Origin of the sequence: Pseudomonas sp. RIT357 (genome assembly GCF_000632245.1) — a bacterium.
GTDB classification, from domain to species: Bacteria; Pseudomonadota; Gammaproteobacteria; order Pseudomonadales; family Pseudomonadaceae; genus Aquipseudomonas; species Aquipseudomonas sivasensis.
Genome location: NZ_JFYX01000008.1, coordinates 65134 through 89924 on the forward strand (window position 1 = coordinate 65134; position 24791 = coordinate 89924).

The window sequence follows — 24791 nt, forward strand, 5'->3', positions numbered from 1 at the left end:
AGTAATAGCGCTTCGGGACAAGGACTGTTGTAAAAACTGCAACAGTCTTGACGCTCGCCATCCATGGCCCTGATAACCCGCCATCCACACGGTTCATGCCCCCGCCCAGACCCAGGCCAGAGCGCCCGGTAATCCTTTCGAGCGACAACACGAATCCCTCCTTGGTGCGCTTATCGCTCCTGATGTGCGGCAGTAGGGTGGGGCCTTCTGTCACTCACCGGGGAAGACGCATGACAAAAACAACAATGCGCGCCATCTTCACGCCACAGGCGCTGGCCGCTGCGGTTGCCTTGGGTTGCTGTGCCCAGGCTCAGGCTGTTTCGTTCAATATTGGCGAGATCGAAGGGCAATTCGATTCGTCGTTGTCGGTGGGTTCGAGTTGGGGCATGCGTGATGCCGATAAAAAACTCGTGGGTACCGTCAATGGCGGCACGGGCCAGGCTTCCACGGGGGATGACGGGCGGCTTAATTTCAAGAAGGGCGAGACCTTCTCGAAAATCTTCAAGGGCCTGCACGACCTTGAACTCAAGTACGGCGACACCGGTGTGTTCGTGCGCGGCAAGTACTGGTACGACTTTGAGCTCAAGGACGAAGACCGCGAGTTCAAGCAGATCAGCGACCACAACCGTAAGGAAGGCGCCAAGTCCAGCGGTGCGCAGATCCTCGATGCGTTCGTCTATCACAACTACTCCCTGGGCGACCTGCCGGGCACCGTACGCGCCGGTAAGCAGGTGGTCAGTTGGGGTGAAAGTACCTTCATCGGCAACTCCATCAACAGCATCAACCCGATTGACGTGTCGGCGTTCCGCCGCCCGGGTGCCGAGATCAAGGAAGGCCTGATCCCGGTGAACATGCTGTTTGCGTCCCAGAGCCTGACCAACCAACTGACCGTGGAAGGGTTTTATCAGTTGGAGTGGGATCAGACCGTGCTGGATAACTGCGGCACCTTCTTTGGCGGTGACGTGGCGGCGGATGGTTGCACCGGTAACTACACAGTAGGCAGCCCTGGTATCGCGCCGCTGCAATCGATTGCGGCAAACCGCGGTCAGGGTTTTGTGGTGACGCGCGAGGGTGTGGTGGTACAGCGTGCGGGCGACCGTGATGCGCGGGACTCCGGTCAGTTTGGGGCGGCTTTGCGTTGGCTGGGTGACGACACCGAGTACGGTTTGTATTTCATGAATTACCACAGCCGCACACCCACTGTAGGCACCATCACCAACAACACCACACTGCAAACCATCGGTGGCATCGCCGCCGCCGCTGGAGGTTTCGGTCAGGCCCTCGCCCAGAGCACCATGCTCGGCCGTGGCCAGTACTACCTCGACTACCCGGAAGACATCCGCCTGTTCGGCGCGAGTTTCTCCACAACCTTGCCCACCGGCACGGCGTGGACCGGGGAAATCAGCTACCGGCCCAATGCCCCGGTGCAGTTGAATACCACCGACCTGACATTGGCCTTGCTTAACCCAATCGCCGGCCAATTGGCCTCGCCCATCCGCAGCAATTTCGGCAGCGACAACAAAGGCTACCGCCGCAAGGAAATCACCCAGATCCAAAGCACCATGACCCAGTTCTTTGACCAAGTCCTCGGCGCCGAACGCCTGACTTTGGTGGGCGAAGCGGCCGTGGTGCACGTGGCTGGCCTGGAGGACAAATCCAAACTGCGTTACGGCCGCGATTCGGTCTACGGCGCTTACGGTTTCGAGGGTGACACCGACGGTTTCGTCACCTCCACCTCTTGGGGCTACCGCGCGCGGGCGATCCTTGACTACAACAACGCCATTTTCGGGGTGAACCTCAAGCCCAACCTGTCCTGGTCCCATGACGTGGCCGGCTATGGGCCCAACGGGATCTTCAACAAGGGCGCCAAGGCGATCAGCGTCGGTGTGGATGCGGACTACCGCAGCACCTACACCGCCAGCCTCAGCTACACCGATTTCTTTGGTGGCGACTACAACACCCTGACCGACCGCGACTTCCTCGCCCTCAGCTTCGGCGTGAACTTCTGATTTGGCTTAAAGAAGGACAAGAACTTATGCGTAAGACAATTGCAGTGTTGGCCCTGAGTCTGTTGGCTGCTCACGTAATGGCGGCGGTGTCGCCGGAAGAAGCTGCCAAGCTGGGCACCACCCTCACGCCGGTCGGTGCCGAAAAAGCCGGTAACGCTGACGGCTCGATCCCGGCCTGGACTGGCGGTATCCCGAAAAACGCTGGCGCGGTGGACAGCAAAGGCTTCCTGGCCGACCCGTTCGCCAATGAAAAACCGCTGTTTGTCATCACCGCCGCCACCGTCGACAAGTACAAAGACAAACTCTCCGACGGCCAGGTGGCGATGTTCAAACGCTACCCCGAGACCTACAAGATTCCGGTATACCCGAGCCACCGTACGGTCAACTTACCGGCGGACATCTACGAATCGATCAAGCGCAGCGCACTGAACGTCAAGGCGATCAACGACGGCAACGGCCTGGAAAACTTCACCGGCAACCGCTACTACGCGTTCCCGATTCCCAAGAATGGCGTGGAGGTGCTGTGGAACCACATCACCCGTTACCACGGCGGTAACCTGCGCCGCATCATCACCCAGGCCACCCCGCAGACCAATGGCAGCTACACGCCGATCCGCTTCGAAGAAGAAGTGGCGGTGCCTCAAGCGATCCCGGATATCGACGCGGCCAAGGCGGCCAACGTATTGAGCTTCTTCAAGCAATCGGTCACCGCCCCAGCGCGCCTGGCGGGCAACGTGCTGCTGGTGCATGAAACCCTCGACCAGGTGAAAGAACCGCGCCTGGCCTGGATCTACAACGCCGGCCAGCGCCGTGTGCGCCGTGCTCCGCAAGTGTCCTATGACGGGCCGGGCACCGCGTCCGACGGCCTGCGTACCACCGACAACTTCGACATGTTCTCCGGGGCCCCCGACCGCTACGACTGGAAGCTGGTGGGCAAGAAAGAGATGTACATCCCCTATAACAGCTACAAGCTCGACTCGCCGAGCCTCAAGTACGACGACATCATCAAGGCTGGTCACATCAACCAGGACCTGACCCGCTACGAACTGCACCGCGTGTGGGAAGTGGTCGGCACGGTCAAACCGAGCGAGCGGCACATCTACGCCAAGCGGCACATGTACATCGACGAAGACAGCTGGCAAGTCGCACTGGTGGATCACTACGACGGTCGCGGCCAACTGTGGCGCGTCGCCGAAGGTCATGCGCAGTTCTACTACGACCACCAGGTGCCGGCCTACACGGTCGAAACCCTGTACGACATCATTGCGGGGCGCTACATCGCACTGGGCATGAAGAACGAGGAGAAGAGCAGCTTCGTGTTCGGCTTCGCGGCCAAGGCTGCGGACTACACTCCGGCAGCCTTGAGGGCTGAAGGCGTGCGCTGATCCCGGATCGAAGCGGGGTCAAAATGTGGGAGGGGGCTTGCCCCCGATGAGGGAGTATCAGTCACTGGATTGGTTGACTGATACGCCGCCATCGGGGGCAAGCTCCCTCCCACATTGGGTTCTGTGCATGGCCTTCAATCACCCTGCTGAATACTTCTTCAACAACCCCCCGCCACAGGACTAGGGTACGCATCACGTTGCATAACAATAAAAAAGCAGGATGCAGCAATGACCGCCATGACACGCTGCCTGGACCGTCCTGGATTCATGCCCCGGCTGTCCGCCCATCATTTGCTGCGCCCCCGCCTGGCCGAGCCTTTGCTGGCAGCACCGGTCAGGGTCAAGTTGTTATGCGCCCCCGGCGGCAGCGGCAAGAGCGCGTTGCTCGCCGAATGTGCGTTGCAGGCGCCCATCGGTTGCCAGGTGTACTGGTTGCCGCTCAATGGCGCGTCGCTCAGCCCCCTCGACCTGTGCCAACGGCTGGCGCAAAACCTTGGCCTGACGTTTACCGACGAAGCCACATTGCTGCTGGACCTCAGCCGCTGGCAGGCCCAGGCATGGGTGTTTCTCGATGATTTCTGCCGCTTACCCACTCAAGACACCGACGCCTTGCTCGATCGCCTGCTCACCGCCAGCAGCCCGGCCCTGACCTGGTGGCTGGGCGCTCGACGGCGTCCGGCCTGCAATTGGCCTCGGCTGCTGCTCGACGATGAGTTACTTGAGTGCGGCGCCGAACTGGCATTTACCCCTGTGGAAATCCAGGCACTGCTCAGCCATGCGCCGGCCCAGTCCGTCGACAGCGTGCTGCAGTTCAGCGCGGGTTGGTGCGCGGGTGTGCGCATCGCCTTGCTGGGTGATGGTCATCCCGATAAGACGTTGCTCGACTACCTGCAACACGAACTGTTCAGCACGCTGCCGCCGGAGTTGGCCGAGGCTTGGCGGGTGCTGGCCCATCTGCCGCGCTTCAATACTGGCCTGTGCGAACACTTGTTCGGCGCTGGCGACGGTGGCCAATACCTGAGGGATTTACACGCGCTGGGCGCGTTTATCGAGCCGTGGGAAGACACCGACTGGTTGCAGGTTTTCCCGCCCCTGGCGCAACTGATGCACAACGAACCCTGGCCTGCCAGGCGCTCTTGGCATCGACGCGCTTGCCAGTGGTTTTGCACCGAGCAGGATTGGCAGGCCGCTTTTGAACAGGCTCTGCTGGCCGAAGAATATGAAATGGCGGTGAGCCTCTTGCAGCACTTCAGCTTCGAGGATCTGTTCCGCCAGCAGAACGCCGTCTTGCTGTTGCGCCTGCATGAGCAGCATGGCGATGAACTGATGCTCGGCTCGGCGCAACTGGTGGGGTTGGTAACTGCTGCGCTCCTGTTCGCCGGGCGCTTCGAACAGGCGGCTGCGTGCATTGATCAGCTCGCTCGATTTGCCCCGCAACCCTCGGCGGTGCAACAGCGTTATTTACTGGCGCGCTGGCAGGCGCAGTGGGGCTGGTTGCTGCACCTGGGCGGCGATGCCGAGAGTTCCCGTCTGCATTTTCTTGAGGCCCTGCAAGCCTTGCCCGAGAGCGCCTGGACTTCGCGCCTGATGTGCCTGTCGGGGCTGACCCAACAAGCCTTGCTGCGCGGTGAACTGGACGCAGCCCAAGGCCTGAACCGCGAAGCGCTGTGCCTGGCGCGCGCCCATGGTTCGTTGGTGCTGGAGGCGTTGCTGGAGTTGGATCACGCGCAATTGCTGGAACAGCGTGGCGCGCCGTATCGGGCGCAAAGCCTGCTGGAAACGGTGCAGGCGATGTTGCTCAAGCAGCGGCTCAAGGCCGGGCCACTGGTTGGGCGCATCGCCTTGCGGCGCGGGCACTTGGCGCTGCGCCAGGGCCAGGACAGCTTGGCCGCCGACTGTTTCGAGACTGGCCTGAAGATGTGCCTGCACAGCCAGGACAAACGCGTGCTCTACGGTTTTCTCGGTCTGGCCTTGCTGGCCGCCAACCGGGGTGATTACGCCCAGGCCTTTGTGCAACTGCGCGAGGCCGAACGACTGATGCAGCAGCGCCAGGTGCCGGACACGGTATACCGGGCGGTGCTGTTGTTGGTCAGTGGGCATTTCTGGTTGCAGCAAGGCCGCGCCGAATTGACCGTGGAAGCGGTGCGTCGTGTGCTGCGCCATTTCCGTGGCCCCCAGGCCAAACAGGCGCCACCGGCCACCCTGGAACTGATTCCACGCCTGGAGTACTTGCTGGTGCTGGCGGAGGTGAAACTGGGCTGCGCCGATCAACCTGTGGCACGGCTCAACGCGTTGCTGGAAACCACCCATCAGCGCGGCATGCTCTGCCTGGAAACCGAGCTGCACCTGGTGCTGGGCGAAGTCGCTTGGCAACTGGGCGATGCTGCCTTGGCGCGCCGTTCGCTGCAAACCGGCCTGGAACTGGCCGGGCGTTGTCAGGTGCAACAAGCGATTCGTGAACTGCGTTTGCGCTCGCCGGGACTGTTGAGCGAGCTGGGCATGGAACCCCAGGCGTCAACCCCCGGCACGGTAGAAAACCCCTTGAGCCAGCGTGAATTGGAAGTGCTGCAACTGATCGCCCTGGGCAGCTCCAACCTGGAAATTGCCGACCGGCTGTTTATCTCCCTGCACACCGTCAAGACTCACGCGCGGCGCATCCACAGCAAGCTGGGCGTCGAGCGGCGAACTCAGGCGGTGGCCAAGGCCAAGACGTTGGGCTTGATGGTTTAAATGAACGCCTGACGGTAGTCGCCGGGCGTGGCACCCATGGCCTGGCGGAAGCGATGAGTGAAGTGACTGGCACTGGAAAAACCGCACAGCAAGGCAATCTCGCCCAAGGGCAGGGCACCGCTGCGCAGCAGGTGTTGCGCGCGGGTCAGCCGACGCGCCAGTAAGTACTGATGGGGCGGCAGGCCGAAGCTTTGGCGGAACATCCGCGCAAAATGGTATTCCGACAGCGCGCACAGGCCAGCCAGTTGCCCGAGGCTGATGGGGTCTTCCAGGTGCTGGTCGATGTAGTCCACCAACAGCCGTCGCTGGTACGCTGCTAAACCACCTTTCAAACGCAGGCCTTCGCGGGCGCCTACCTGGCTGAGCAGGGTGTGGCTGAGCATTTCATGGGCCAGGCTGCTGGTCAGCAGGCGTTCGGCGGGCTCCTGCCAGTTGAGCGCGATCAACTGGTGGAAGCGTCTGGCCTGGCTGTCGTCTTGCAGAAAGGTGCTTTCGCGCAGTTCCAGGGTGCGCGGTTCGCGGTCGAGCAGGGTGACGCAGCCGAGGGCAAATTGCTCTGGGCTGAAATACACGTGGGCCAGGCGGATTTCACCGTTGATCACCCACGCCGACTGATGCTCGGCGGGCAGGATACACAGCTTGTCGGGGCCGCCCTTGGTGCCCGGCTGGTCACGCCGAAAGGTGCCAGTGCCACCGCCGATGTAGCAGGATAAGGTGTGATGGCTGGGCGCCTGGTAGTCCTGGGAATCGTGATGGTTGCTCCACAAAGCTGCCGACAAGCCGTCACCGAGCTCGGCGCAGGCTTCAAGGCGTGCGTTGGGCGAGCGGTTAAGGGCTTGAAAGACTTGTAGGGATTCCAGATCTGACATGGTGTGTTCTCCGACGCCTTGCATCCTACTCCGCGAGGTGGGCGCTGTGAGCCCACCGCCCGACAAAAGCGCAAGAATCTGCAAGAGCGCGGCGCCGGTTGAGGGCGACACTGTGGCTCAACCGATGGAGCCCGCTATGAACCTTTCCCTGTATTTACTCACCGTGCTGATCTGGGGCACCACCTGGATCGCCCTCAAATGGCAATTGGGCGTAGTGGCGATTCCTGTGTCCATCGTCTATCGCTTTGGCTTGGCGGCGCTGGTGTTGTTTGCGTTGTTGCTGCTCAGCCGCAAGTTGCAGGTGATGAACCGGCGCGGGCATCTGATCTGCCTGGCGCAGGGGCTGTGCCTGTTTTGCGTCAACTTCATGTGCTTCCTGACCGCCAGCCAGTGGATTCCCAGCGGCCTGGTGGCAGTGGTGTTTTCCACCGCCACGTTGTGGAACGCGCTGAATGCCCGGGTGTTTTTCGGCCAGCGCGTGGCACGTAACGTGTTGATGGGCGGTGGCCTCGGGTTGGCGGGCTTGGGCTTGCTGTTCTGGCCGGAATTGGTGGGACACACCGCCAGTCCGCAGACCTTGTTCGGCTTGGGTCTGGCGTTACTGGGGACGATGTGTTTCTCGGCCGGCAATATGCTGTCGAGCCTGCAACAGAAGGCCGGCTTGCGGCCGCTGACCACCAATGCCTGGGGCATGTTGTACGGCTCCTTGATGCTGGCGACCTACTGTGTGGTGCGGGGCATTCCGTTTGAGATGGACTGGAGCGCACGGTACATCAGCGCGCTGTGGTACCTGGTGATTCCGGGTTCGGTGATCGGCTTTACGGCCTACCTGACCCTGGTTGGGCGCATGGGGCCGGAGCGGGCAGCGTATTGCACGGTGCTGTTCCCGGTGGTGGCGCTGAATGTGTCAGCGTTTGCCGAGGGCTACCAATGGACCGCGCCCGCGTTGGCGGGGTTGGTGCTGGTGATGTTGGGCAATGTGTTGGTGTTTCGTAAGCCTAAGTCTGCCAGTCCGGTCTTCCAGGCGAAGACAGTCTAATGGGGGAGGGGGTGTGCCCCCGATGGCAGTGTGTCAGCCAGCCCCTCTATAGCTGGCCCACCGCTATCGGGGGCAAGCCCCCTCCCACATTCTCTGCATTGCATACATTTGGCCGAGCTGTCCTTGCTATTTCAGTCCGAGGCGCTTGGCCATGCGGCCCAGGTTGGCGCGGTCCAGGCCCAGTTCGCGGGCCGCGCTGGCCCAGTTGTGTTGGTGGCGTTCCAGGCAGGCGCTGATGATCTGGCGTTGATAGTCTTCGGTGGCCTGGCGCAGGTCGCCGGTGACCACGGGTGCGGCTTGAGCCTGTGCTTCGATGACCGGCGCATTCACCGTCGGCAAGTCCAGATCCTGCGCACTCAAGCTCAGAATCCTCGGCCGTTCGCGACAGTTGCCCAATGCCTTCAACGCGCTGCGTCCGATCAAGTGTTCCAGCTCCCGCACATTCCCCGGCCAGTTATAGGCCAAAAGCGCGGCCTGGGCATCGCTGGTCAGCCGCAGACTGCCCAGGCCCATGCGTGAGCGGTTCTGTTCGAGGAAGAAACCCGCCAGCAGCAATACATCGCGCCCGCGCTCGCGCAGTGACGGCACTTGCAGCGGGTATACGCTCAGACGGTGGTAGAAGTCCGCGCGGTAGTGGCCGTTGCGGACTTCGTCGGCGAGGTCGCGGTTGGTGGCGGCGATCAGGCGTACGTCAACCTGATGCTCCTTGTCCGAACCGAGGCGCTGCAACTGACCGCTTTGCAGCACTCGCAGCAGCTTGGCTTGCACGGTCAGCGACAGTTCGCCTACTTCATCCAGGAACAAGGTGCCGCCGTTGGCCAGTTCGAACTTGCCGCGACGCTCATTGAGCGCGCCGGTAAAGGCTCCGCGTACGTGGCCGAACAACTCGCTCTCCACCAGCGTCTCCGGCAGGGCGGCGCAGTTGAGGCTGATGAGCGGTTTATCCGCACGATTGGATGCCGCGTGGATAGCCTGGGCCACCAATTCCTTGCCCACTCCGGTTTCGCCGGTGATCAGCACGGTGAGGTCGCTGCCGCCCACCAGTTTGATTTCCTCGACCAAGCGTTTGTGGCTTTTGCTCTGGCCGATCATTTCCTTGTGCTGCTGGCCGCTGGCTTGACGGTAGATCTCGGCACGTTGGTGTTCGTCTTCAGCGCGCAGCGCCAGGCGCTCGATGCGTTCGGCGACGTTGACGGTGGCGGCAGCGAGGCTGGCGAAGGCTTGCAGGGCGTCCAGTTCAACCCGTTCGAAACGTTCGGTGTCGAGGGCATCCAGGGTCAGCAGGCCCCAGGGCTGGTCGTCGACAAACAACGGGCAGCCCATGCAGTCGTGCACTTCCAAGTGTCCGTGCAGGCCATCGACCAGGCCGTCGTAGGGGTCGGGCAATTCACTGTCGCTGTCAAAGCGCGTCGGGCCGGGGCTGCCGAGCAGGACGGCGAAGCGCGGGTGCTCGCTCACCTTGAAGCGTCGGCCCAAGGTGTCGGCGCTCAACCCGTCTACTGCCAGCGGCACCAGCCATTCACCGTCCAGGCGCAGCAACGCTGCGGCGTCGCACGGCAGCAGGGCACGCATGGCTTGCAACAGGCGGCGATAGCGCTCGCCTTCGGGCAGGTCGCGGGACAGGTCGGCGACCAAGGGCAGGAGGGTGGTGAGCAATGATTGCGCAGTCATAATGACTCCTTGTAGTCCTTATGACTATAGAGTGTAGGAGGTCATACTGACTACACAATGTTTAAGGTATTGAAAATTAACGATTTATTAGTTGGCATGAATACTGAGTAGCTAAGGGTAATCAGTAAAGAAGCCCAGGAGGCTCTCATGCTTAGTGCCCAAGACCGTGCCATCGTCAAATCCACCGTGCCCCTGCTGGAAAGTGGCGGTGAGGCGCTGATCACCCATTTCTACCGCATGATGCTCTCCGAGTACCCTGAGGTGCGCCCGCTGTTCAACCAGACCCACCAAGCCAGCGGCGACCAGCCTCGCGCCTTGGCCAACGGCGTGTTGATGTACGCGCGGCATATCGACCAGCTCGACCAACTGGGCGACTTGGTGGCGAAGATCATCAACAAGCATGTGGCGTTGCAGATCCTGCCGGAGCACTACCCGATCGTGGGCGCCTGCCTGCTGCGGGCGATTTCCGAAGTGCTGGGTAGCGAGATTGCCACGCCTGAGGTGATGAAGGCCTGGGGCGCCGCCTATGGCCAGTTGGCCGACATTCTGATCGGTGCCGAAGCCGCCATCTACGAAGAGAAAGCCCAGGCCCCCGGCGGCTGGCGCGGTGCGCGGGCGTTTACGTTGGTCAAGCGAGTGGAGGAGAGTGCCGAGATCGTCTCTTTCTATTTCGCGCCTGTGGATAACGGTCCGATCCTTGCCGCCGCGCCAGGCCAATACATCGGTATGAAGCTGGTGCTCGACGGTGAAGAAGTGCGCCGCAACTATTCCCTGTCGGCCCTCAGCGATGCCGGGCAGTATCGCATCAGCGTCAAGCGCGAAGCCGGTGGGCGGGTGTCCAGCTACCTGCATGACCAGTTGCACGTCGGCGCAACCATCGACCTGTTCCCGCCGTCGGGTGAGTTCATCCTGCAGGCCAGCGATAAACCGTTGGTGCTGATCAGCGGCGGCGTGGGCATCACGCCGACCCTGCCGATGCTTGAAGCCGCTCTGGCCACCCAGCGTCCGGTGCATTTTATCCACTGCGCGCGTAACGGCGGGGTGCACGCGTTTCGCGATTGGGTGGACGCGCTCGCCGCGAAGCACCCTCAACTCAAGCGCTTCTATTGCTATGCCGAGGATGACGGCGTGAGCCCAGCGGCGGATAACGTTGGGCTCTTGAGTCTGGAGCAGTTGCAGGCCTGGTTGCCGCAAGAGCGTGACCTGGACGCGTACTTCCTCGGGCCTAAAGGTTTCATGGCCGCAATCAAGCGCCACCTCAAGGCCCTGGGTGTGCCCGAGAAGCAAAGCCGCTACGAGTTCTTCGGCCCGGCTGCTGCCTTGGAATAACACGGTCAAAATGTGGGAGGTGGCTTGTCCTCGATAGCGGTGTGTCAGCTGAAGATAAGCTGGCTGATCCACTGCTATGGAGGGCAAGCCCCTTCCCACATTTGGCTCTCTATTTCTTCAGATTAATCCCCCGTTAACCCCCCTCTGTTTAAACCACTCTCTGTGTGTAAACTTGCGGCCATTGGCACAACCAAACAAAGGGATACGGGGATGAGTGACGAATTGCGTTTAGGCAGGGAGCGGCGCTTTCTGGTGTTGCTGGGCATCATCTGCCTGGCGCTGATCGGTGGGGCGTTGTACATGCAGGTGGTGCTGGGCGAGGCGCCGTGCCCGCTGTGCATCCTGCAACGCTATGCCTTGTTGTTGATTGCGATCTTCGCGTTCATCGGCGCAGCCATGCGCACCAAGGGTGCCCTGACCTTTTTCGAAGGGCTGGTGATCCTCAGCGCCGTCGGCGGGGTGGCCGCAGCGGGTCACCACGTGTACACCCAGTTCTTCCCGCAGGTCAGCTGCGGCATCGATGTGCTGCAACCCATCGTCGATGACCTGCCCCTGGCCAAGGTCTTCCCGCTGGGCTTTCAGGTCGATGGCTTCTGCAGCACGCCGTACCCGCCGGTGCTGGGCCTGTCCCTGGCGCAGTGGGCCTTGGTGGCGTTCGTGCTGACGGTGATCCTGGTGCCGCTGGGCATCTATCGCAATCGCCAGCGCAAGGCCTGAACCCAACTGTCAAACGCCCCGGTCCTTCTTTGACGAAGGCCGGGGCGTTTTTGTTTGTAGGCTTTTGTGAATAGAGCGTGACACGGGACAACTGAGGGTGCGCGAAGCGTGCGACATGTTGTCACACAGAGGCCGCCGCAGGACGTTTCTGCTTCGCGAAGCCATCGCTTAAATTTGCAAAAAACGCCCAAGGTGTGCTGTCAGTTCGTGGTCTGGACGACGTTGCGCACCTCGCGGCGGACACACCTTTGCGTGATGTCCCAATGCCTTGTTTTCTGGGGGGTTAGATAGGTTTTGCATGCCCTTACGACGACTGAAGGCCGTGGCGGTTCAGCCTATAACACCGCAATTTTTGTGGTTTTTGTTGAGAATCGAACGCGATAAAATCGCGAACCGTTGCAATATCGGTGAAGGATTATTGCTGTAATCGATAAAAATTATTTCTTTATAAGACATGGTTTATACATCGCTAGCTAACTACAATCGCACGCACTGAATGTCCCGTGCTGTTCAATATTTGAGCACTGGAGCGGTCGAGGGGCAGATGGATGGCTCTGTGCGACCCCAAGGTTCCGGCAGCCTTTCAACTATCCGCACCAAACGGAATTGGTCTGTAACAAGGCCTTTAACCACGAAATCGAATAAGAACTCACCGCAGGTCCGTGAAACGCTCCGTTATGGCGTGCCGGGCAGGCTCTTATTCAATCGAAGAGAAATGCCAACCCTTGGCAGGGTGAAGTGTTGGCGATCAAAACCCAACTGCATTGCGCAAGCTGCTTTAGAGGTCGTGAGATGAGTAAAAACAGGTACCCCCGATTACTAGGCTTTTTGCCGCTGCTTGGCATGATGTTAATGCTGGGAGGCTGCAAGTGGACCTTGATGGACCCAAAAGGACAGATCGGTCTGGATCAACGAAACCTGATCATCACTGCCACCCTGCTGATGCTGTTGGTTGTGGTGCCTGTGATCATCATGACCTTCGCCTTCGCCTGGAAATACCGCGCGTCGAACACCAACGCGACCTACGCGCCTAAGTGGTCGCACTCCACCAAGATCGAAATCGCGGTGTGGCTGGTTCCGATCCTCATCATCATCGCCCTGGGTTACATCACCTATAAGTCGACCCACGAGTTGGACCCGTACCGTCCGCTGGAGTCCGACGTCAAGCCGATCAACATCGAAGTGGTCGCGCTGGACTGGAAGTGGCTGTTCATCTACCCGGACCTGGGTATCGCCACGGTTAACCAGATCCGGTTCCCGGAGAACACCCCGCTTAACTTCCGGATCACCTCCGACGCCGTGATGAACTCGTTCTTCATCCCAGCCCTGGGTGGCCAGATCTACGCGATGGCAGGCATGCAGACCCGTCTGCACCTGATCGCGAACGAAAAAGCTGAAATGGAAGGCATCTCCGCGAACTACAGCGGCGCTGGCTTCACCGGCATGAAATTCAAAGCGATCTCGACGAGCCAGGAAGATTTCAACGCCTGGGTAGCCGAAGTCAAGGCCGCACCTAAACAGCTTGATCAAGCTGAATACGACGCCCTGACCAAACCAAGCCAGAACAACCCAGTCGCTCTGTACTCCGCGTATGAGCCGAACCTGTTTCAGAAAATCGTCGACAAGTACGAAGGTATGAAGCCAGGCAAGCCGGTCAAGCACGAGAAGAAAGAAGTGGCCGCGGTTGAAGGTTCTGACACGGGCTCGCATTCAACTGCTGGGGCAGAGGAGTAAACGATGTTTGGTAAATTAAGTTGGGATGCGGTCCCGTTCCACGAGCCGATTGTGATGATTACCATCGCCATGATCGCGCTGGGTGGTCTGGCACTGTTTGCAGCAATCACTTATTTCAAGAAGTGGACCTACCTGTGGACCGAGTGGCTGACGTCGGTCGACCACAAGAAAATCGGCGTGATGTACATCATCGTTGCCATGGTCATGCTGCTGCGTGGTTTTGCCGACGCCATCATGATGCGTACCCAGTTGGCCATGGCCACCGAAGGTTCGCCTGGCTACCTGCCGCCTGAACACTATGACCAGATCTTCACCGCCCACGGTGTGATCATGATCATCTTCATGGCGATGCCTTTCTTCACCGGCCTGATGAACCTTGCGGTGCCGCTGCAGATCGGTGCCCGTGACGTTGCCTACCCGTTCCTGAACTCCCTGAGCTTCTGGCTGCTGGTATCCGGCGTTGTGCTGATCAACGTGTCCCTGGGCGTCGGCGAATTCGCCAAGACCGGCTGGGTTGCGTATCCGCCATTGTCGGGTATCCAGTACAGCCCTGGCGTGGGTGTGGACTACTACATCTGGGCGCTACAGTTATCAGGACTCGGGACGACGCTGACGGGGGTCAACTTCCTGGCCACCGTCCTGAAAATGCGCGCCCCTGGCATGAAACTGATGGACATGCCGATCTTCACCTGGACCTGCACCTGGGCCAACGTCCTGATCGTGGCTTCGTTCCCGATCCTGGCCGCTACCATGGCGCTGCTGTCGCTTGACCGTTACCTAGATTTCCACATTTTCACCAATGAACTTGGTGGCAATCCAATGATGTACGTGAACCTGTTCTGGGCATGGGGTCACCCTGAGGTGTACATCCTGATCCTGCCAGCGTTCGGTATCTTCTCCGAAGTGATCTCGACCTTTACCGGCAAGCGCCTGTTCGGTCACCACTCGATGGTTTATGCATCGGGCGCGATCTCGGTACTGGGCTTCATGGTTTGGCTGCACCACTTCTTCACCATGGGCTCGGGGGCCAGCGTCAACGCCTTCTTCGGCCTGGCGACGATGCTGATTTCCATCCCGACGGGGGTGAAGCTATTCAACTGGCTGTTCACCATCTATCACGGTCGTCTGCGCATGACCAGCCAGGTTCTGTGGACCCTGGGCTTCATGGTGACCTTCGCCATCGGCGGCATGACCGGCGTACTGCTGGCCATCCCGGGTGCTGACTTCGTACTGCACAACAGCCTGTTCGTGATCGCTCACTTCCACAACGTGATCATCGGTGGTGCTGTATTCGGTTACATCGCTGGTTTCAGCTTCTACTTCCCGAAAGCGTTCGGCTTCAAGCTGCACGAAGGTTGGGGCAAGGCTGCATTCTGGTTCTGGATCTCGGGCTTCTTCGTCGCGTTCATGCCGCTCTATGCACTGGGCTTCATGGGCATGACCCGTCGTCTGAACGCTACTACCAACCCTGAGTGGGTGCCGTACCTGTACGTTGCCATGTTCGGTGCAATCATGATCGCTGTGGGTATCGCCTGCCAGTTGATCCAACTGTACGTGAGCATCCGTGACCGTAAGCAGAACGCTTGCGACTCCGGCGACCCATGGAATGGCCACACCCTGGAATGGTCGACTTCGTCGCCGCCGCCGTTCTACAACTTCGCCGTGATCCCTACTGCGAACACCATTGATGCGTTCACCGAAGCCAAGGAAGACGGTACTGCGTACCAGCGTCCTAAGCACTACGAGCCGATCCACATGCCAAGCAACACCGCCACTGGCGTGGTGATGGGTGCGCTGTTGACCGTGTTCGGTTTCGCGATGATCTGGCACATCTGGTGGCTGGCAATCGTGAGCCTGGTGGGCACCATCGGCTACTTCATTGTCCACGCAGCACGTGATGATCAAGGCTACATGGTGCCGGTCGAAACGATCGAGCGCATCGAAGCCGAGCAGCACGCTCGCCTGGTCGCCGAGAAGAAAATCCCGGCCAACCGTGTAGAAACCTCGTTGGAACAGGCTTAAACCATGTCGAACTTAGTGACCAATGCTGGACACGCCCATGTCGATGACCATGGGCACGATGACCATCACCACGACTCGGGGCCGATGACCGTTTTCGGTTTCTGGCTCTACCTGATGACCGACTGCATCTTGTTTGCGTCGATCTTCGCGGTGTACGCGGTACTGGTAAACAACGTAGCGGGTGGCCCGTCGGGCCACGACATCTTCGAACTGCCTTACGTGCTTGGCGAAACCGCCTTGCTGTTGTTCAGTTCGATCACCTACGGCTTCGCCATGTTGGCCTTCTACAAGGGCAACAAGAAAGGCGTGCTGACCTGGTTGGGTATGACCTTCCTGTTCGGCCTGGGCTTCATCGGCATGGAGATCAACGAGTTCCACCTGTTGATCTCCGAAGGCTACGGCCCGCACCGTTCCGGTTTCCTGTCGGCGTTCTTCACGCTGGTCGGCACCCACGGTCTGCACGTTACTGCCGGCCTGCTGTGGATGGCGGTGATGATGTATCAGGTCAATAAACACGGCCTGACCAACACCAACAAGACTCGCCTGACTTGCCTGAGCCTGTTCTGGCACTTCCTGGACGTGGTCTGGATCTGCGTCTTCACCGTTGTTTACCTGATGGGGACTCTGTAATGGCTAATGCACACTCCCATGACCATGACAGCCATGATTCGAGCCACGGCAGCGTTAAGTCGTACGCCATTGGCTTCATCCTGTCGGTAATCCTGACGCTCATCCCGTTCGGTCTGGTGATGTACCCGACCCTGCCGAAGTCGATCACCTTGATGATCGTATTGGCATTCGCGGTGATTCAGGTCCTGGTTCACCTGGTGTACTTCCTGCACCTGGATCGTTCTAAAGAGCAGCGCGATAACGTGATTGCGTTCGTGTTCGCAGGCTTAGTAATCCTGCTGCTGGTTGGCTTGTCGATATGGATCATGTTCAGCATCCATACGTTCATGATGGCGAAGTGAGGTAAGACCCGATGTCGCTTAAGCACTTTATCCAAATCACCAAACCGGGGATCATTTTCGGTAACGTGCTTTCTGTGGCGGGCGGTTTCTTCCTGGCCTCCAAGGGACATGTCGATCTGGCCATCTTCCTGGCTGCGATGATCGGTACGTCCCTGGTGGTTGCTTCCGGTTGTGTCTTCAACAACTGCATCGACCGTGACATCGATATCAAGATGGAGCGCACCAAGAATCGCGTGCTGGTCCAGGGCCTTATCTCCCTGAAGCTGGCACTGATCTACGCGACCGTTTTGGGTGTTGCCGGTGTGGCACTGTTGTACAAGGTGGCCAACCCGTTGGCGGCGCTGTTTGCCGTGATCGGCTTTGTCATCTACGTCGGCCTCTACAGCCTGTACCTCAAGCGCAAGTCGGTTCACGGCACGCTGGTGGGCAGTCTGTCGGGGGCGATGCCGCCGGTGATTGGTTATGTGGCTGTAACCAATAGCTTCGACATGGCCGCGCTGGTGCTGCTGGTGATGTTCAGCCTGTGGCAGATGCCGCATTCCTACGCCATCGCGATCTTCCGTTTCAACGACTACCTGGCTGCATCGATTCCGGTTTTGCCGGTCAAGCGTGGCATCCAGGTTGCCAAGAAACACATCCTGCTCTACATCCTGGCTTTCCTCGTGGCGACCTTGATGTTGACCTTCAGTGGCTACGCCGGCATGAGCTACCTCGCCGTCGCGGCTGCCATGGGCATGTACTGGTTGTACATGGCCTGGACAGGCTACAAGGCGGTGGATGACACCGTCTGGGCGCGCAAGCTGTTCGTGTTCTCGATTTTCACCATCACCGCGCTCAGCGTGATGATGTCCCTGGATTTCCAAGTGCCGAAAGAGCTGTTGCTGACCTACGCACACTGAGTGTCTGAGTAGCAAAAGGCCCCGCCTTCGAAAGAAGCGCGGGGTTTTTTATTGAGTGACCTTTAAACTATGCCCACATCCTACCCATGCAGGACGCAGAACGATGAGTAAAAAAGCCGTAATCGTGTTCAGTGGCGGACAAGACTCCACCACCTGTTTAATCCACGCACTGCCGCACTACGATGAAGTGCACTGCATTACCTTCGACTATGGCCAACGCCATGTGGCGGAAGTCGAAGTCGCCCAGCAGCTTGCCAAGCAGTTGGGGGCCACCGTTCACAAAGTGATGGACGTGTCGTTGCTCAACGAGCTGGCCATCAGCAGCCTGACCCGCGACAACATTCCTGTGCCGACCGTGAACAGCTCAGGTGAAAGCCTGCCCAGCACCTTTGTGCCGGGGCGCAATATTCTGTTTCTGACCCTGGCGGCAATCTACGCCTACCAGGTGAAAGCCGAGACCGTCATTACAGGCGTGTGCGAAACCGACTTCTCCGGTTATCCGGACTGCCGCGATGAATTCGTCAAGGCGCTGAATCAGGCACTCAAGCTGGGCATGGAATATGACGTGCGCCTGGAAACCCCGCTGATGTGGCTGAACAAGGCCGAGACCTGGGCCTTGGCCGATTACCACCAGCAACTGGACTTGGTCCGCCAGCAGACCCTGACCTGTTACAACGGCGTCCTCGGCAGTGGCTGTGGCGAGTGTGATGCGTGCAACCTGCGTGCACGGGGCTTGAATGAATACCTGCAGAACAAGACGGATGTCATGCAGAACCTGAAGCAGAAGTTGCAGCTGAACTAAGGTGATGAAGCCGATGGGCAAGGCCCATCGGCGTGTTTCAATCAGGCAGCGTTGCCGGTGATATAGCGCTTGAACAACGAACGCGCGCCATAGGCCGGCAGAATATTAAAGAACGCAAAGCCCACCTTAATTGCGATCTGCACATAGATCATGCTCAGGATATCGCTGGTCTGCATGGCGCCGTAGAACGCAATAAAGCAGAACAGGAAGCTGTCGATAATCACCGCAAAGAACGTACTGAGGAAGATGCGCAGGTATAGGTATTTGGAGTTAGTCAGCTCTTTGATCTTGCACAGCAAATACGAGTTGATGTTTTCCGATACCAGGAACGACACCGAAGACGCGATCAACACTGACGACACCTGCACAATCACATCGTTATAGGGACCGTCGAGTTTCCAACCGGGCAAGCCGGGTAAGAAGGTGGAGCCGTAGAGCAAAATGATGATCATCGCGTTGCTGGCAAAGGCAAACAGGATGGCCTTCCGGGCGAGCCTCAGGCCAAAGTTTTCGTTGAGCAGATCCACGATCAGGAAGGTCAGCGGGTATAGGAAAGTGCCCGGCGTAACGATGATGTCGAGGGACTCAATGTAGATCGGTTTCGTCGCGGCAATGCTGGTGAAGATGTAAAAGGTGAAGAGCAGCAGGTTGAGGATGATGTAGATCATCCACGAACTTTCATTGCGATCGTTGAGGTCGTACGCCGTCACCGTGCCCGCTTGGGAGTAGTACTTCTTGTACAGGTTTTTAACTTCCATTTTATTCAAGTTATCCATGATTTCGCTGTTTAAGACTTCGCTCAACTTGACCCGAATGATCTTGCCCGTGGCGATGATCATGATCACCGCCAGGCGCTTGTCATTTTCGAAGCCCAGCAGTTTGTATTTACTGTTTTCGATCTCGCTTTCATACGTGGTCATTGAAGCGCTCCTCAATGATATCCCCCAGTACACACAGACGTTCTGAGCTGGCGCAGGCTTCACGGCTGATAAACAGCGTGTGGGTAGCCCTGTCGAACACCAGTTTTTCCTTATCGTCGCTCGACGAACCCTTTTGGATGATCAACAGGTCACCCGGCTCATTCGCACCCGGTATAGGGCGCTCCAGTCGCACGCCGATCAGGTTGTGGGAGGTGCCGAAGTAGTACGTGAGCGGGAAGAGGGTAGCCAGTTCGCCAATGCGCTTATCCAAGTGCTGCATGACCTGGCTTTCCTTGAGCACCGGCACGGCTGCTGGGTTCATGTTGCCTTGGGGCGAGGCACTGCTCTCGATGATTTCCTTGGCTTCAAAATCGATGGTCTCGATTTCTTCGTAGGACACGCCGAAGAAGTCGGAAATCTTGCGCAGGGTCGACTGCTGAACATTGACGACCTTGCCTTCGAGGATGTTGTAGATCGTAGTGCGGGTCAGGCCGGCGGCGTTGCACAGCGACAGCTGGGTCTCGCCACGGCTCTTGATCAAGTACTTGATGTTGCTCTTCAAATGCTCGGTTTTTTCTCGTCTGTGCATCACGCGCTCACCACTTCCCTATAGTAAAAACCGTCGATCTTTGAAGACGCCGTGTAGATTGTTTCAACAGTAAAACGCCCATCCAGGGCGTTTCATACGTCGCGGCGGGCGCAAGTGTTGCACGCGTGCGACCTAACAATAAAGTCCCGGATGCGAGGGATCCGCATTGCGCAAGGCTAATGGCCATCCGCTCGGTAAGGGGGGACAAAAGCGAACATTTAATTTGGAAAATGTTTAATTTCCTGTTTAATTGAACGCCACGGTTCAGGACGAACTGATACGCAGCGACCAAGGAAAGGACACCCGCCATGGCATTCAATACCGTACACCTGCAGGATCAGGCTGACCTGTTGCGCCGAGGCATGGCGGACCTGCGCGCAGAGGACCTGGAACTGGCGATGCTGCTGGACGCCGAAGTGGCACGCCAACATCGCACGCTGTCATTGGTCGCGTCCTCCTGTGCAGTCAAGCCTCGCACCCTGGCGGCTTCCGCGTCCGCACTGGTCAACGTTACTGCTGAGGGTGCGCCCGGCAAGCGTCATCGCGCCGGCTGCGAGAATGTCGATCTGGTTGAGTCCCTGGCGATCCGCAGGGCGCGTGAACTGTTCGACGCCCACTACGCCGGCGTGCAATCGCACTCGGGTTCCAACGCCAACGCCCAAGTGTTGTCCGCCCTGCTTGAGCCGGGTGATACCTTGCTGGGCATGGCCCACGATCACGGAGGTCACCTGACCCACGGCAGCCCCGCCGTGTTTACCGGGGCCTACTACAAAGCGATTCGCTACGGCACCACTGCCGAGGGCCTTATCGATTACGAGCAGGTGCGCAGCCTGGCGCTGGCCCATCGTCCACGGATCATCATTTGCGGCGCATCGGCTTATTCGCGTGTGCTGGATTTCGAGCGGTTTCGTGCGATTGCCGATGAAGCAGGCGCGATCCTGTTGGCCGATATTTCCCATATCGCAGGGCTGGTTGTGACCGGTCGCCACCCCAGCCCGATTAACGCGGCTCACGTCACGACCACTTGCACTCACAAACAGTTGGGTGGCCCGCGTGGTGGGCTGATCCTGTCCGGTCGCGACGCCCATACCAAGGTGCCTGGCTTGAAGGCGACTTTCAGCCGTGTGCTGGATCAAGCCGTCTTCCCGCGTATGCAGGGCGCGCCGGCGGTCAATATGATCGCCGCAAAAGCCGCGGCGCTCGGCTACGCAATGACGGCGGAATTCGACGTTTGCATGGGGCGGGTTCGCGCCCTGGCCGACGAAGCGGCCTACGCGTTTCAGGCCCATGACTATGACGTGGTCGGTGGGCGCAGCGAAAACCATACGGTGTTGATTCGTCTGCGCGGGGACATGACCGGTGCTATCGCCGAGTCGGCGTTGGAAGGCTGCGGAATCGTTGTGAATAAAAGTCGCGTACCCGGTGAGACCCGTTCGTCTGCCGTTGCCAGTGGCCTGTGTATTGGCACAGGTTCCATGGCCCAACGCAATGTGGATGCCGATGGCTGTCGGCAAGTCGTCGATCTGGTGTGCCGGGTACTCAACCAGGTGACGCCGCTTGGTGAATACGAGTACCACTTCGAGCCCACTGCGCAGGCGCAACTGCGCTCTGAACTTGAGCATTTGTGTGCCAAATACCCCATCGCGGACTATTGGGAGCACTGAAAGCCCGCCCATGAAAAAGCCCCGTCGTCGAAAGTCGTACGGGGCTTTTTCATGGGCGCTCGGTTAAATCCGCCGCGTATTGTCTCGTCATACTCACTTGTACGAGCAGTGCGAATCCATCATCCGCCTACAAGGAGTAGTCACCATGGTCAGCGTTAGTCGTCGATCCCTTCTCGCCCTCAGCGCCGCCCTGCCTTTACTCGGGCGCCTGGATTGGGCGGTGGCCGCGTCGTCGGCAACCAAGACTGACAAAGTGCTGCTCAACTACAACGAAAGTCCCTACGGGCCCTCGGCAGCGGCACGCGAAGCGATGCAGCGCGGCATCGACACTGCAGGGCGTTATCCGTACAAACACATGTACGCCCTGGCCGAGTTATTTGCACAGCAACAAGGGATTGCCGAAGATCAAGTGGCGGTGTTTTCCGGCTCCATGGCCGCACTGCGCTACGCGGTGCTGGCGTTTACCAGCGAAACCCGGGGCCTGGTGATGGCGACGCCGTCCTACGAGGTACCACGCCAGGCCGCCCAATCACGCAAGGCGCCGGTGAAAGAAGTGAACCTCAACGCCGAGCATGCCCACGACGTCCAGGCCATGCTCGCGGCTGACCCCCAGGCCGGCATGCTCTACCTGTGCAACCCCAACAACCCGACGGGCACCGTGACGCCGACCGAGGCCATCCGCCAGGCTTTGGCGAACAAACCCAAAGGCTGTGTGCTGGTGGTGGATGAGGCTTACATCGACTTCGCCGATACCCCAAGCGTGGTGAGCTGGGTCAAGGACAACGACGATCTGCTGGTGCTGCGTACCTTCTCGAAAATCTACGGCATGGCCGGCGCTCGCCTGGGCCTGGCGATCGGCCATCCGGCGCTGCTGGAGCGCTTGGCGGTATTCGGCGGCGACAACGTCCCGGCCGGCTCGTCCTTGCTCGGCGGCCTCGCCAGCCTGGAAGATGTGAAGGTGCTGCCCCAACGCAAGGCGCTCAACGCGCAACTGCGCGAAGAAACCATCACCTGGCTTAAGGGCCGTGGCTTCACTTGCACGGCATCCCAGGCCAACTGCTTCATGATTGACGTGAAGCGCCCGGCAGAGCAGGTCATCGATACACTGGCCGCCCACGGCGTACTGATCGGACGAGTGTGGGAAAACTGGCCGCAGTGGGTGCGGGTCACGGTGGGGAATAAGCGGGAGATGGCGCGGTTTCGCGAAGTGTTTGCGGCGCAGATTCAGGGCGCCAGCTGACACCGCGCAAAAAAAATGTGGGAGAGGACTCCCACATTGATCCGAGGGTGTTGGTTACTGCTGCGCGATGCTGTAACCCGCAAACGCCGTCTGCTGTTGCAGTGCAGTAATCACGCTCTTGCGGCTCAGCGGCTGCTCGACGCCGGCGTTGTCCACAAAACTTTCGACTTGCAGCTCGGCTTCATCGCCTTCACCCACAAAGCTGAAGCCCAGGAACTCGAACGCCTCGCGGTCGACGTTCAACTTGGAACGTGGCGTGCGCAGCGGCAGCGTGACGCTGATGCCGTCCTTGCTGATCACAAACACTTCAGCTTCTTTCTTGGGGCGAGCCGCCTTGCCCTTGCTGGCGCTTGGGTTGCTGATGGCTTGGTGAGACTGGTTCAGCACCTTGAGGGCCAGGCCGTAGACCAGTTCCTGAAACTCGGGGTCGTCCTTGAAGCTGGACAGGATGCGGCTGATGGAGAATTTGCTGCTCAGGTCTTCCAGCGCGATGTTATCGGCGGCTTCGGCGTCCTTGAGCTGCTTGAGCTGGCCCATCAGGTCGTAGGCCTTGTCGTCGTCGAAGGCGTCGTGGGCCTGGCGGATGGCGACGCGCAGTTCGCGGATCTGGTCGCTTTCCTTGGAGGTGTGAAAGGCGTCCAGCACCATCTCGCTGATGATCTTGGCGGCTGGCACGTGCTGTGAAAGATTGATGGCGTTTTCGTATTCAGCTTTGGCGTGCAAGGCGACTACGGATTCTTCGGCGGAGTGTTCGGTGTAAGAATCGGACATTGAAATTTCACTACTTCAGTAAACGGGGAAGACAAAAAAGCGTCGCGCATTTTCAGGGGGGAGGGGGATCAGGTCAAGGCAGCACAATGCCCCTATCGCGGCGCAAGGCTGCCGACCGGCGGATACGGGCGTTAAACCAATTGCTTGAGGCACGCTTGAAGAATATCCAGTCCTTCTTCCAGCACCGCAGGCTCAATGGTCAGTGGCGCCAACAGGCGAATGATGTGCCGCGACTTGCCGCTGGGCATCAATAGCAACCCGGCGTCTCGCGCCAGGCTCAACAATTGGGTCAGTTGCTGAGGCGCTGGCGTGCCGTCGGTGCTGGTCAGCTCGATGCCGCGCATGGCGCCGACGCCGGTCAGGCGGCCCAGGTACGGCGACAGGCGCTGCGAACGCCAGGCTTCATAACGGCCGACGATCGCTTCTTCCTGCTGCGAGCCCCACTCCTGCAAATGCTCATCGGTCATTGCATCGAGGGTGGCCAGCGCCGCTGCGCAGGCAATGGGGTTGCCGGAGTACGTACCGCCCAACCCACCTTTGGGCAGGTTGTCCATCAACGTCTTGCGCCCGACCACTGCGCCCAAGGGGACGCCGCCGGCGATGCTTTTGCCGAGCAGGATCAGGTCCGGTTCTATCCCCAGGCGCGAGAAGGCAAAACGCTGGCCGGTTCGGCCGAAGCCGGATTGGATTTCGTCAGCGATCAACAGGATGTCGTGTTCATCGCAAAAGCGCCGCAGCGCCTGAGCGAACGCGATATCCAAGGCGAGGAATCCGGCTTCGCCCTGCACCGGTTCGATGATGAAACAGGCTACGTCGCTGATATCGATTTCCACACTGAACAGTCGATCCATGGCCTTCACTGCCTCAGCGCAGCTCACGCCGTTATCGGCGCTGGGGTAGGGCAGGTGATACACCGGGCCGGGCAGGACGCCGACCTTTTGTTTGTAGGGCGCCACTTTGCCATTGAGGTTGAGAGTGGCCAGGGTGCGGCCGTGGAAGGCACCGTCAAAGGCGATCACTGCAGTGCGGCCGGTGGCGCCGCGGACGATCTTCAAGGCATTTTCCGCGGCTTCCGCGCCGCTGTTGGTGAGCATGCCGCTGACGGGGTAGTTCACTGGGATAAACGCTGTCAGTCGATCCATGAGTTCGATGTAGGGCGTGTGCGGCGCGGCGTTGAACGCAGAGTGGGTCAACTTCGTCGCTTGTTCACGAATAGCCTCCACCACACCGGGATGGCAATGGCCGAGGTTAAGCACGCCGATGCCGCCGACAAAATCGATATAGCGCTTGCCCGTGGTGTCCCAGACTTCGGCGTTCTTGCCGTGGCTGAGGCTGATGGGATGAACGATGGAAATCGACTGGCTGATGGTTTCGCGGCTCATGAATCTCGGACTCGGCAGTGGCGGGCGTCGTTTTATCTAAGCCGCAGG

At 59.4% G+C, this 24791-nt stretch carries 20 protein-coding genes; 14 read left to right on the plus strand and 6 right to left on the minus strand.

Features of this window, described 5'->3' with window-relative positions; all coding sequences use genetic code 11:
• Positions 1 to 230: 230 nt before the first annotated feature.
• From BW43_RS19660 to BW43_RS19650, 3 genes are all read left to right on the plus strand, one after another.
• Positions 231 to 2009, plus strand: coding sequence for a DUF1302 domain-containing protein (locus BW43_RS19660; protein ID WP_032885612.1), 1779 nt, complete (start codon positions 231 to 233; stop codon positions 2007 to 2009).
• A 26-nt stretch (positions 2010 to 2035) separates the two neighbouring features.
• Positions 2036 to 3394 carry a DUF1329 domain-containing protein gene (locus BW43_RS19655; protein WP_032885613.1) on the plus strand — a complete coding sequence of 453 codons (1359 nt, stop codon included), beginning with the start codon at positions 2036 to 2038 and terminating at the stop codon, positions 3392 to 3394.
• Positions 3395 to 3622: 228 nt separating this feature from the next.
• Entirely contained in the window at positions 3623 to 6124 is a 2502-nt protein-coding gene (locus BW43_RS19650; protein ID WP_032885614.1) for a LuxR C-terminal-related transcriptional regulator, read from the plus strand.
• Here BW43_RS19650 and BW43_RS19645 read toward each other — a convergent pair.
• Positions 6121 to 6993 carry a helix-turn-helix domain-containing protein gene (locus BW43_RS19645; RefSeq protein WP_032885615.1) on the minus strand — a complete coding sequence of 291 codons (873 nt, stop codon included), beginning with the start codon at positions 6991 to 6993 and terminating at the stop codon, positions 6121 to 6123. The genes BW43_RS19650 and BW43_RS19645 overlap by 4 nt on opposite strands.
• Positions 6994 to 7129: 136 nt before the next feature.
• Between BW43_RS19645 and BW43_RS19640 the strand changes: the two genes are divergently transcribed.
• The gene (locus BW43_RS19640) at positions 7130 to 8032 is read left to right on the plus strand and encodes a DMT family transporter (protein ID WP_032885616.1); all 903 of its coding nucleotides are present in this window, start codon (positions 7130 to 7132) and stop codon (positions 8030 to 8032) included.
• Between the two features lie 126 nt (positions 8033 to 8158).
• On the opposite strand, the gene norR is transcribed toward BW43_RS19640, so the two are convergent.
• Positions 8159 to 9703, minus strand: a complete 1545-nt coding sequence (norR, locus tag BW43_RS19635) for a nitric oxide reductase transcriptional regulator NorR (protein WP_032885617.1) — start codon at positions 9701 to 9703, stop codon at positions 8159 to 8161.
• Between the two features lie 147 nt (positions 9704 to 9850).
• Between norR and hmpA the strand changes: the two genes are divergently transcribed.
• The 8 genes from hmpA (at position 9851) to queC (ending at position 18177) form a co-directional block, all read left to right on the plus strand.
• The gene (gene hmpA, locus BW43_RS19630; RefSeq protein ID WP_032885618.1) at positions 9851 to 11032 is read left to right on the plus strand and encodes an NO-inducible flavohemoprotein; all 1182 of its coding nucleotides are present in this window, start codon (positions 9851 to 9853) and stop codon (positions 11030 to 11032) included.
• A 210-nt stretch (positions 11033 to 11242) separates the two neighbouring features.
• Positions 11243 to 11749 carry a disulfide bond formation protein B gene (locus tag BW43_RS19625; RefSeq protein ID WP_032885619.1) on the plus strand — a complete coding sequence of 169 codons (507 nt, stop codon included), beginning with the start codon at positions 11243 to 11245 and terminating at the stop codon, positions 11747 to 11749.
• A gap of 792 nt (positions 11750 to 12541) precedes the next feature.
• Complete coding sequence (gene cyoA / locus BW43_RS19620) at positions 12542 to 13483, plus strand: ubiquinol oxidase subunit II (protein WP_032885620.1); 942 nt, start codon at positions 12542 to 12544, stop codon at positions 13481 to 13483.
• Between the two features lie 3 nt (positions 13484 to 13486).
• Complete coding sequence (gene cyoB / locus BW43_RS19615) at positions 13487 to 15505, plus strand: cytochrome o ubiquinol oxidase subunit I (protein ID WP_032885621.1); 2019 nt, start codon at positions 13487 to 13489, stop codon at positions 15503 to 15505.
• A gap of 3 nt (positions 15506 to 15508) precedes the next feature.
• A complete protein-coding gene (locus BW43_RS19610) occupies positions 15509 to 16135 on the plus strand; it encodes a cytochrome o ubiquinol oxidase subunit III (protein WP_032885622.1) in 627 nt (208 codons plus the stop codon).
• Positions 16135 to 16476 (plus strand): cytochrome o ubiquinol oxidase subunit IV, encoded by a 342-nt coding sequence (gene cyoD, locus BW43_RS19605; protein ID WP_017734785.1) that lies wholly within the window; start codon positions 16135 to 16137, stop codon positions 16474 to 16476. Before BW43_RS19610 ends, cyoD begins: the two co-directional genes overlap by 1 nt.
• An 11-nt stretch (positions 16477 to 16487) precedes the next feature.
• Positions 16488 to 17375 (plus strand): heme o synthase, encoded by an 888-nt coding sequence (gene cyoE, locus BW43_RS19600; RefSeq protein WP_014719864.1) that lies wholly within the window; start codon positions 16488 to 16490, stop codon positions 17373 to 17375.
• Positions 17376 to 17478: 103 nt separating this feature from the next.
• Positions 17479 to 18177, plus strand: coding sequence for a 7-cyano-7-deazaguanine synthase QueC (gene queC, locus BW43_RS19595; RefSeq protein WP_032885623.1), 699 nt, complete (start codon positions 17479 to 17481; stop codon positions 18175 to 18177).
• Between the two features lie 41 nt (positions 18178 to 18218).
• On the opposite strand, the gene BW43_RS19590 is transcribed toward queC, so the two are convergent.
• Both BW43_RS19590 and BW43_RS19585 read right to left on the minus strand, forming a co-directional pair.
• Positions 18219 to 19097, minus strand: coding sequence for a queuosine precursor transporter (locus tag BW43_RS19590; protein WP_032885624.1), 879 nt, complete (start codon positions 19095 to 19097; stop codon positions 18219 to 18221).
• Positions 19084 to 19686 (minus strand): helix-turn-helix transcriptional regulator, encoded by a 603-nt coding sequence (locus BW43_RS19585; protein WP_032885625.1) that lies wholly within the window; start codon positions 19684 to 19686, stop codon positions 19084 to 19086. Before BW43_RS19585 ends, BW43_RS19590 begins: the two co-directional genes overlap by 14 nt.
• A gap of 308 nt (positions 19687 to 19994) precedes the next feature.
• Here BW43_RS19585 and glyA point away from each other — a divergent pair, with 308 nt between their 5' ends.
• Positions 19995 to 21350, plus strand: a complete 1356-nt coding sequence (gene glyA, locus BW43_RS19580) for a serine hydroxymethyltransferase (RefSeq protein WP_032885626.1) — start codon at positions 19995 to 19997, stop codon at positions 21348 to 21350.
• Positions 21351 to 21495: 145 nt separating this feature from the next.
• Entirely contained in the window at positions 21496 to 22590 is a 1095-nt protein-coding gene (locus BW43_RS19575; RefSeq protein WP_032885627.1) for a pyridoxal phosphate-dependent aminotransferase, read from the plus strand.
• 54 nt (positions 22591 to 22644) lie between these two features.
• Here the strand turns inward: BW43_RS19575 and BW43_RS19570 are convergent, their stop codons facing one another.
• On the minus strand, positions 22645 to 23361 hold the full coding sequence (locus tag BW43_RS19570) for a hypothetical protein (RefSeq protein WP_032885628.1): 717 nt from the start codon (positions 23359 to 23361) through the stop codon (positions 22645 to 22647).
• A gap of 131 nt (positions 23362 to 23492) precedes the next feature.
• The gene (locus tag BW43_RS19565; RefSeq protein WP_032885629.1) at positions 23493 to 24743 is read right to left on the minus strand and encodes an aspartate aminotransferase family protein; all 1251 of its coding nucleotides are present in this window, start codon (positions 24741 to 24743) and stop codon (positions 23493 to 23495) included.
• Positions 24744 to 24791 lie beyond the last annotated feature (48 nt).

Bases quoted from the DNA above. Each gene is read 5' to 3' on its own strand.
- BW43_RS19610 (WP_032885622.1), top strand. From the start codon at position 15,509: ATGTCGAACTTAGTGACCAATGCTGGACACGCCCATGTCGATGACCAT.
- BW43_RS19585 (WP_032885625.1), bottom strand. From the start codon at position 19,686: ATGCACAGACGAGAAAAAACCGAGCATTTGAAGAGCAACATCAAGTAC.
- cyoD (WP_017734785.1), top strand. From the start codon at position 16,135: ATGGCTAATGCACACTCCCATGACCATGACAGCCATGATTCGAGCCAC.
- BW43_RS19590 (WP_032885624.1), bottom strand. From the start codon at position 19,097: ATGACCACGTATGAAAGCGAGATCGAAAACAGTAAATACAAACTGCTG.
- norR (WP_032885617.1), bottom strand. From the start codon at position 9,703: ATGACTGCGCAATCATTGCTCACCACCCTCCTGCCCTTGGTCGCCGAC.
- BW43_RS19645 (WP_032885615.1), bottom strand. From the start codon at position 6,993: ATGTCAGATCTGGAATCCCTACAAGTCTTTCAAGCCCTTAACCGCTCG.
- BW43_RS19660 (WP_032885612.1), top strand. From the start codon at position 231: ATGACAAAAACAACAATGCGCGCCATCTTCACGCCACAGGCGCTGGCC.
- cyoE (WP_014719864.1), top strand. From the start codon at position 16,488: ATGTCGCTTAAGCACTTTATCCAAATCACCAAACCGGGGATCATTTTC.
- BW43_RS19565 (WP_032885629.1), bottom strand. From the start codon at position 24,743: ATGAGCCGCGAAACCATCAGCCAGTCGATTTCCATCGTTCATCCCATC.
- BW43_RS19625 (WP_032885619.1), top strand. From the start codon at position 11,243: ATGAGTGACGAATTGCGTTTAGGCAGGGAGCGGCGCTTTCTGGTGTTG.
- BW43_RS19650 (WP_032885614.1), top strand. From the start codon at position 3,623: ATGACCGCCATGACACGCTGCCTGGACCGTCCTGGATTCATGCCCCGG.
- queC (WP_032885623.1), top strand. From the start codon at position 17,479: ATGAGTAAAAAAGCCGTAATCGTGTTCAGTGGCGGACAAGACTCCACC.
- hmpA (WP_032885618.1), top strand. From the start codon at position 9,851: ATGCTTAGTGCCCAAGACCGTGCCATCGTCAAATCCACCGTGCCCCTG.
- cyoB (WP_032885621.1), top strand. From the start codon at position 13,487: ATGTTTGGTAAATTAAGTTGGGATGCGGTCCCGTTCCACGAGCCGATT.
- glyA (WP_032885626.1), top strand. From the start codon at position 19,995: ATGGCATTCAATACCGTACACCTGCAGGATCAGGCTGACCTGTTGCGC.
- BW43_RS19570 (WP_032885628.1), bottom strand. From the start codon at position 23,361: ATGTCCGATTCTTACACCGAACACTCCGCCGAAGAATCCGTAGTCGCC.
- cyoA (WP_032885620.1), top strand. From the start codon at position 12,542: ATGAGTAAAAACAGGTACCCCCGATTACTAGGCTTTTTGCCGCTGCTT.
- BW43_RS19575 (WP_032885627.1), top strand. From the start codon at position 21,496: ATGGTCAGCGTTAGTCGTCGATCCCTTCTCGCCCTCAGCGCCGCCCTG.
- BW43_RS19655 (WP_032885613.1), top strand. From the start codon at position 2,036: ATGCGTAAGACAATTGCAGTGTTGGCCCTGAGTCTGTTGGCTGCTCAC.
- BW43_RS19640 (WP_032885616.1), top strand. From the start codon at position 7,130: ATGAACCTTTCCCTGTATTTACTCACCGTGCTGATCTGGGGCACCACC.